The 6,957-nt window shown below is 44.2% G+C and carries 6 protein-coding genes; 3 read left to right on the forward strand and 3 right to left on the reverse strand.

Going from position 1 to position 6,957, the window contains the following annotated elements:
- Both CS921_RS15255 and CS921_RS15260 read right to left on the reverse strand, forming a co-directional pair.
- Positions 1-1,961, reverse strand: a 1,961-nt coding sequence (locus CS921_RS15255) for an adhesive domain-containing protein (RefSeq protein WP_162921803.1), incomplete at its 3' end; no start/stop codon positions are given.
- A gap of 196 nt (positions 1,962-2,157) precedes the next feature.
- On the reverse strand, positions 2,158-2,787 hold the full coding sequence (locus CS921_RS15260; RefSeq protein WP_099225400.1) for a nitroreductase family protein: 630 nt from the start codon (positions 2,785-2,787) through the stop codon (positions 2,158-2,160).
- A 126-nt stretch (positions 2,788-2,913) separates the two neighbouring features.
- On the opposite strand from CS921_RS15260, the gene CS921_RS15265 reads away from it, so the two are divergent.
- From CS921_RS15265 to CS921_RS15275, 3 genes are all read left to right on the forward strand, one after another.
- The gene (locus tag CS921_RS15265) at positions 2,914-3,228 is read left to right on the forward strand and encodes an ArsR/SmtB family transcription factor (protein ID WP_099225402.1); all 315 of its coding nucleotides are present in this window, start codon (positions 2,914-2,916) and stop codon (positions 3,226-3,228) included.
- Between the two features lie 25 nt (positions 3,229-3,253).
- The gene (locus CS921_RS15270) at positions 3,254-4,630 is read left to right on the forward strand and encodes an MFS transporter (protein ID WP_099225406.1); all 1,377 of its coding nucleotides are present in this window, start codon (positions 3,254-3,256) and stop codon (positions 4,628-4,630) included.
- Between the two features lie 158 nt (positions 4,631-4,788).
- The gene (locus CS921_RS15275) at positions 4,789-6,318 is read left to right on the forward strand and encodes an AMP-binding protein (protein WP_099225404.1); all 1,530 of its coding nucleotides are present in this window, start codon (positions 4,789-4,791) and stop codon (positions 6,316-6,318) included.
- Between the two features lie 83 nt (positions 6,319-6,401).
- Here the strand turns inward: CS921_RS15275 and CS921_RS15925 are convergent, their stop codons facing one another.
- Positions 6,402-6,497 (reverse strand): IS3 family transposase, encoded by a 96-nt coding sequence (locus CS921_RS15925; RefSeq protein WP_420843764.1) that lies wholly within the window; start codon positions 6,495-6,497, stop codon positions 6,402-6,404.
- Positions 6,498-6,957 lie beyond the last annotated feature (460 nt).

Consider the following 6,957-nt stretch of genomic DNA (forward strand, 5'->3'; position numbering starts at 1 on the left):
TCAAATTGGGCATCATCTTTTGTCAGATCATCCGCGTTCGCGATTTCGACCGCATTTCCTGGTGTTAAAATCGTTTCTTGCCCATCTTTTTTGTAGACGAGCGCGTTGTCAAGTGTGTCGCCGTCTGTATTCTTCAGTGGCTCATCAATGCGCGCCGTCACACTCCAATGCGCATCTGCGGCACGCGTATCCTCCACGCCAAAGCTGTACAGATCTGCTTCTTCTCGCGGAATGACTTTTGGTCCCTCTTCTACCGCGCTTATCTGAAACGTGATGTCGGTTGGGGCTGTGTTGAATTGTAGTGTATAAGGAATGACATGGACAGTCACCGTTTTACTCGTCTCATTCTCAAGGTTCTGATCTTTCGCTGTTACAGTCACTGAATAATCGCCCGGTTGGCTCATATTGACCACTGTCGCAAAATCACTGGCTAACGTCCAGCCCTCATTAGTTGTGGCATGAATGTCCGTCAAAAAATCATCCGCCGTCTTCGCGGTCCCTTGAACATACGTGATCTCATCATCACAAGCGAGATTAACCGTGGCTTCGTACGGCACCGTCACCACACCCCCACAATGGCCGCTGGTCGAGGTGAAACTGTAACTAACTGTCCCCGTGCTATCTAACCCCGTCCAAGTGATTGTATTCGTTTCTACGTCATAGATACCTCCATTACTTGGCAGGATATTCATTGTATTACCCTTTTCATCTTTAATGCTTTCATCCACCGGGATGGTAAGTGTATTGGTTGTGAGAACTTGTTCTGGTAATGTGCGGGTTTGTCCCAATCCGTAGAAGTTATATAAAATATCAGGAGCAGAACTGAAATCGAGCAAATGATTAAACTCGCAAGACAGATTTGTCAAACTGGGATTTTGACTCAAATCCAGCGAGCTCAGGTTATTATAATAGCAAGTCAGGGTTGTTAAATTGATATTTTTACTCACATCCAGTGAGCTTAGGCTGTTATTATTGCACTCCAGCTCTACCAAATTGAGATTTTGGCTAATATCCAGTTCACCCAAGTTATTTCCATAGCAAGACAGATCTTCCAAATAGGGATTTTGGCTGACGTTCAGTTCACTCAGGTTGTTAAATCCACAATTCAGGCGTATCAAATTGGTATTTTGACTGACGTTCAGTTCACTCAAATTATTTTGAGAACAAGACAGAAACCTCAATCCTGTTAAATATTCCAGTCCGTTCATGCTAGAAATGCTCATATTCGAACAACCCAAGGCACTGATTGTAGCCAATTGTGTCTCCGTCACCGTGTCTGTTGGTTGTTTCTTCATCTCATCCGCCACTGCTTTAGCTAAATTATCATCAGGAAACCAATCGTTAAAAGTCTTACTGGTTTCTTGAAGCTGGTCGTTATCCGTTTGAAGAGATGACTCTTTGGTGCTTGGTGTTGACTCATCAGTAGATGCTTCCGGTTCAGTTTGCTCGGCTGCTTGCTCTTCATCAGAAACTGCGGAGCCATCTGTTACACTTGAATCGGATGTTGCAGAATCTTCCGTTGTTGGCTCGCTTGCTACCTCTACCGTCACGGAAGCAGGCGCAGACTCCACATGATTATCCTCCCGAATCGTCGAAGCTTGCAGCGAATATGTACCGCTTGTCTCCGCCAGCAACGTTATCTGCACTTGTTTCTCCTGTCCTTCCAACCAGTCAATCACGATTTGCTGATTTGCGGCATCATAGGTCACACTCGCATTGCCGCTATATGTATTTTGATACGTCAGCCCCTCTGGAAGCGGCAATGTCACTTTGGTGTCCGTTTCCAATTGATCCTGCACAGTAACTGTAAGATTTCCCCCTTGTTGAACTGTCTCCTGACTAGTTTGCACAGTTAAATCATCCACCTGATTAAATGCCGCATAGAACCTAGGAAGAAGAAAAACGCCTGAACAAACCGTCAAAAGTAGCACACTCATTATAACCATCGTACGTTTTCTCACCATTACACCTCTGTTTATAAATTATTTTACATGTAATTTTCAATACATACTCAATTAAAATAATCTTACTACTCTTTCAATTCAACTTTTTCTTTTATCAGCACTTATTCGAATTTATTTTGTGAACATATTGTGAACCTTCGCTTATTTTTTTTCACAAAAAAAACGCCCGCTCTCGAAAGAACGGACGGTTATTTTATTCAAATCGAGCAATATCCTCTGGCGCAAGTCGAACGGATTCATAACCGGCTTCTTTCGCTTTGCCGATTGAAACAATCATCACAGGTTCATAACGTTCCGGATCCATATCAAATGCAGCAGCAGTCTCAGCGCGTTCAAAGCCGCCGATCGGGTTGGTGTCATAGCCGTAAGCACGTGCTACAAGCATCAACTGCATGGCCACCAGTCCACCATCAATAAGGGCAACACGGCGCAGCTCTTCTTTTGGTGTACTCGCATAGTAGTTGCCAAGTGCTGCCATCTGCTGATCTTTGACTTCTTGCGGCATCAAGCCTTTTTCGACAGCCGTTCCATAAATTTTTTCCCCATTATCAAAACTGTTCAAATCGCCAAAAATGATGATCATCGCCGAAGAAGTGTCATTTTGACGTGTATTAAAACGAATCAGCGGACGGAGCTTTTCTTTGCCGGCTTCGGATTCTACCACGACGAAGCGCCACGGCTGCATGTTGACAGAAGATGGGGCGCGGACAGCATCTGCCAGAATCGCTTGCATTTCCTCCTGACTGATTTTACTGTTTTCATCATAAACACGGATCGAACGGCGGTTCTTTAAGATATCCGCGAAGTCATTATTTTGATACATCTGCTTTCTTCCTTTCCACTTTGCAGCGTTTTCTGCTGATCAATTTGTTCGAAAATAATCGAACTATCATACTTTAGCACAGTTCTTTTCTTTAGGCAAACAATCAATTTGTGCTATCATAGAAATATGAAAACTGATGTGAATGATCCTATTTTAAAATTATTTCAAGCGCTTAGCGACCCGACTCGTCTTGATATTTTTCGTTGTCTCATGAAAACACCGGAAAAGCGTGTGCAGGGGGATACGTATCAAATCTCCAAATCGACCATGTCCCACCACATCAAGCTGCTAAAGGAGGCCGACTTAATTACTGTCCGTAAAGACGGGACAGCACATGTCTATTCGGTCAATCAGGCGATGCTCGCGCGCTATCCTGCTTTCTTCTCACTGTTCACAGAAGAGCTGAAAGGGGCAAATTTAAGTGACAAACGAACAAACTAGAAACAAATGGGCACTCATCTCTATTATGCTGGGTGCTTTTATTTCATTGCTGGACACTACGATCGTCAATGTGGCACTGCCTGATATTACGAAATCGCTTCATGCTTCCAGTGAATCGATTGAATGGGTTATTTCCGGCTATGCGCTGGCATTCGGGGTCGTTTTGATTCTGGCGGGTCGACTGGGGGATAAATTCGGCCGCAAAAATCTCTATCTGATCGGGATAACGATCTTTCTTTTGATGAGCATTACGGCTGGTTTTGCGCAGTCAGAGAAAAGTCTGATCGTTTCGCGGGTCGTGCAGGGGCTTTCGGCCGGACTATTTTTCCCACAAATCAATGCGTCCATTATGGATATTTTTTCAGGGCGAGAGCTTGGAAAAGTTTTTGGCATACTTGGGGCAGTCATCGGCGTCGCCACTGCAATTGGGCCGCTGACTGGTGGGCTGCTAATCGAAGCATTCGGAGCTGATAACGGCTGGCGGGCAGTGTTTTTTGTCAACGTGCCGTTCGTTCTGGTGACATTTATTCTGGCGGCGCTCTTTTTGCCTAAACGAATCGCACCAAAAGAGAAAGTCGGCTTCGATTTACCGGGTGTCGGTATGCTGACTGTAGCCCTTTTACTTCTGCTATATCCACTAATCGCACATGGCTCAAGCGATTTTGGCTGGTCAGATCTCGGCTTGATGCTGCTTTCCCTGCCATTATTCATCGCGTTGTATTTTTGGAGTGTGCGGCAGGAGAAACGTGGCAATAAACCGCTAATCTCACCAATTTTGCTCAAAAATCAGGCTTTTGTTTCTGGAATGCTGCTATCGATGGTCTATTTTGCGGCGTTTACCAGCATTTTCTTTGTGCTTTCGCTGACATGGCAGACGGGTTTCGGACGTTCGGCGATTATTTCGGGGCTTGCGGTTAGTCCGTTTGCAGTCGGCAGTATTCTACTTGCTTCAAATAGTTATCGTTTCATGCCCAAACTCGGACGACGCCTGCTCAGCTTGGGTATCGTCTGTGTGATGATCGGTCTCGGCTCTACAGCGCTCGTTTTCAGGCTGCATGATGGTGCCTTCTCGCCTTGGCTGACCGTGGTGCCACTTTTCATTGCGGGGGCTGGCAGCGGCATGGTGATTTCACCGCTGAATAATTTCACTCTTTCAACGGTCACAGGGCCTGAACGCGGCGGGGCAAGCGGCATGTTTAATACCGCGCAGCGGATCGGCTCGTCATTCGGAATTGCCATTATTGGCTCTGTCTTTTTTCATACTTTAGGAAGTACGGATGCATCTTCACAAGCAGCGGCATTTTCTCATAGCTTGCAAATGGGCATGTATGTCAATTTAGCGCTACTCGCCGTATGTTTGCTGTTGGTGCTCAGATTGCCTAAAGAGGTCAAATCACATTAAAAAACAGTCTTACCCCTGAAGCTACTGCACGCTTTAGGGGTTATTTTTTGCGGAAATATATACAAGTTCATACAAAATCATCTTAGATCACAAGAAATATTGGTGATTATTGACACAAATGTTATAATGACTTCATTAAAAGTAAGGAGTGAACTATTTTGTCCTTTTTCAATAAGTACCAACCCCTCAATCTCTACTCAAATTTCAAAGAAGCCACGGAAAAATTCCCGCAACAGCTGATTCTTTTTGATGAGCCGACGGGTGCTTTTCCTGAACTGCCGCTCAAGTCCTCTTATTCAGAGTGTGAAGCAGCGATCGTCAGGCGCGCAAGTGAGCTCTATGCTTCTGGCGTTCGAAAAGGAGACAAGATCGTTGTTTATAAATCGGCAAAGTTTGATACATATATGCTCGCAGTCGCCCTCTCCTATGTAGGCGCAATTCCTGCCATGATTTCGCCCCATCTACCGGTTGAAACGATGGATATTCTTGTAGAACGCCTAGGAAATCCTTGGCTGCTATATGATTTTGAAACGGCTGAGAAAACTTTTCAACTTCAAAAACTGGACCCAAATAAGCGCATTGATGCAAGCCAGCTGAATCTCGTCCCTTTCACTGAAACGGCAGAGCAGCAATTTTTGGCGCTCGATGAGATTTCCTATATGACGCATACTTCCGGGACAACTGGTGTGCCAAAACTGATTGCTCACTCCGCCGAATCGATGGGCTGGCGGACAAAATGGCAGAAGAATATTCTTAGCTTGATTCGCAAAAAGGAACTGGTCGCTTTTCATATTTCGCCCGTACACTCTCGTTTTAACATTGGCATCTCCTCTTTAATGGCGAAAGGATTTCCGCTTTTTCCGATTGCAAATCCCCAAGAAGACAATGTCATTCGTGTGATGAAGGAGTTCCGGCCGACAGTTGTGGAAACACACCCGAACCACTTCGTTCAGTGGGCTTCGATTGCTCGCGAGCAGCCGGATGTTTTTTCCAGCGTCAAATATTATCATTCCACGTTTGATGCGATCAATAAAGAAACGATGGCGCAATTTCTGCGTACCTCCGTCCACAAACACCCTGTTTTCCTACAAGTCTATGGGCAAAGTGAGTGCGGGCCGATGATTCTGCGCTTCCATACCCGAAAAAGCCTGCAACATACGAATGCGCGGGCGATGGGTGTGGGAATGCCGGGTCTGACGAAAGCGCGTATTGTAGATGATCAGGCAAATCCCGTGAAAGCTGGAGAAAGCGGAAATATTCAAATGTTTTCCAAAGGTCGCGCGCTGACGTACTACAAAGAGGACGCACGTTTCCGCGAAAATGTCTATGGAAAATGGTGGGATAGCGGCGACTTTGGCGTTAAAAATCGGTGGGGCATTCTGTCGCTTTTAGACCGGCAAGTCGACCTGGTGGACAAAATTGAGAGCACACTTGCCATCGAGGATAAGTTGCTGGATGAACTGACTTTCTTAGATGAGGTGGTCATTATTCGCGGAAAAGACGGCAGCCCTCAGCCGATCATTGCCGTTCACGAAGGCAAATCAATGAACTGGGATCTCTGGTGGGAGAAAATTTCCGACTTACCGCATCTGAGTGAACCGATCATCATGGCCTATGATGAAATCCCGCGAACCGCTACGATGAAAGTACAGCGATTGGCGCTGGAACGGACACTAAAAATCAAATAATACAAAACAGTCGTAAAAAATCTGAGGTAACCCCTAAAGGTTAAACTTTATTGCGAAGTGAAAAATCCACTTCGCAATTTCTTTTATGTGGCTTTACGACTTATTCGGTATTCTACTGGACTCATCCAAACTAGTTTATCTTTTATTTTTTGTATGTTGTAATAGTCAATGTAGGTTATCTATAGTTTCTTTCAGCTCACCATAGCTAATATAAGTTTTTCCTACTTCATTTATCTGATCGATACCAAGATATACCTCTCGAAGCTAGTGCAGCAAGATGAAAGCCAAATTACTCGTAATCTCCAACAGAAAGTTAACGTTTTCCAAAGTACCTAGTAGGACCAAAACATCGTCATGATAATACTCTTTATTTTCAATCAATTATAAACTCTATTATTTTTGCACTTTATAATTATTCCCGATTTGATTCACCTTGCTTATTTCAGAAAAATACAAACATTCAAGCCTTTAGTAATCCCTATTGTGAGTTTGAAAAATACTTAAGCGATATAAAATAACTTACCTAAGTTATCAGAGGTAAATCATTCTTATTAACTAACATAAAAAAAGTATACCCAAGAAAATAGAACATATGTTTTCTTTGTGATATAATATGGTTATTATTTCACTAATAACTAA

It is taken from the genome of Listeria costaricensis, assembly GCF_900183385.1.
Taxonomy (GTDB): domain Bacteria; phylum Bacillota; class Bacilli; order Lactobacillales; family Listeriaceae; genus Listeria; species Listeria costaricensis.